Source organism: Vibrio sp. 10N.261.55.A10 (assembly GCF_041470825.1).
Classification (GTDB): Bacteria; Pseudomonadota; Gammaproteobacteria; order Enterobacterales; family Vibrionaceae; genus Vibrio; species Vibrio crassostreae_C.
This window is the reverse complement of the sequence record NZ_JBFRNC010000114.1, coordinates 1-1127: the sequence shown is the minus strand read 5'-3', so window position 1 is coordinate 1127 and position 1127 is coordinate 1. Positions and strand designations below refer to the sequence as shown.

The 1127-nt window shown below is 43.8% G+C and carries 2 protein-coding genes; both read right to left on the bottom strand.

Annotated elements, in window-relative coordinates:
• Positions 1-65: 65 nt before the first annotated feature.
• Positions 66-860 (bottom strand): class III extradiol ring-cleavage dioxygenase, encoded by a 795-nt coding sequence (locus AB4274_RS21855; RefSeq protein WP_372113229.1) that lies wholly within the window; start codon positions 858-860, stop codon positions 66-68.
• Positions 857-1127 (bottom strand): glutathione S-transferase C-terminal domain-containing protein (locus AB4274_RS21850; RefSeq protein ID WP_372113227.1); only part of this gene is annotated, 271 nt, incomplete at its 5' end. The genes AB4274_RS21855 and AB4274_RS21850, both read right to left, overlap by 4 nt.

Genomic DNA, 1127 nt, shown 5'->3' with positions numbered 1-1127 from the left:
TTAGCCTTGCAGTTTATACTTATCTTGGTTGATGCTGTTTTTCTAAACTAAAGTAATGTTATTGCTCACTGAGACCAAACATAACTCTCCATTGAAATGGAGTGATGCAAGATTGGACTTTCCAACACCGTAAGATTATCAGCGTCATCTTTTGCTCCCATAGCAATAACTAACGGCAAATAATGCTCAGAGGTAGGGTGTGACTTCGTATAGTGAACAGACTTAACGTGAGGCTGTTTTGCCTCCGCTAAATTGCCTTCAAGAGCGATTTTCCGTGACCAATTTTGGAATTTGTTTGCATAATCTGCGACGGGCTCGTGACTCATTCGAATGTCATATAAATTGTGCGTCAGGCTACCTGAGCAGATAACCGCAATATTCTGCTTACGCAATTGTTTCAAGGTATTACCGAGCTTTTCTAGTTCATCTGGTGACAGATCAACATTCAGCGACAATTGCACTATTGGCTTGTCTGCATTTGGGCGCAAGTGACACGGCGGTACCCAAACACCGTGATCCCAGCCTCGGTAATTGTCCGCCTTGGTTTCGAAACCATTGTTGGTTAATAAGTCGATGACTTTATTACCAACAATGTGTGAGCCCACAGCAGGATAGTTCAACTCGTACAATTCAGGTGGAAAGCCACCAAAGTCGTGAATGGTTTCTGGTTGGTCGTTGGTGATAACGACATTACCGCGGGCAACCCAATGTGGTGATATCACTAATATAGCTTCCACATCATCAAATTTAGCTACTTGATGGGTTAAATTATCGGTCGCCTGTTGTTGAGCCACGATGCTTGCGCCTAACGCAAACATCGGAGAACCGTGACCAACGAACATCAGAGGTGCTAGTTTCATACTCCCTCCGGTAAATATTTAAACCAATCCAAGTACGGCCCCTGAGGAATTATGCCAGATGGATTTAGCGCAGTTACCGAGTAATAGCCCGCTTTAATATGATCGACACGAGTGTTTTTCGCAAAGGCTTCGATTTGTAATAAGCGGTCCAAATACGCTGACAACGCAGGGTAGTCAGAGATGGCTTTGATGTTAGTTTTAAATAGGCCATGGTAGGCCACATCAAATCGGATCAAGGTAACGAATAACCGAATGTCGCTTTCGGTT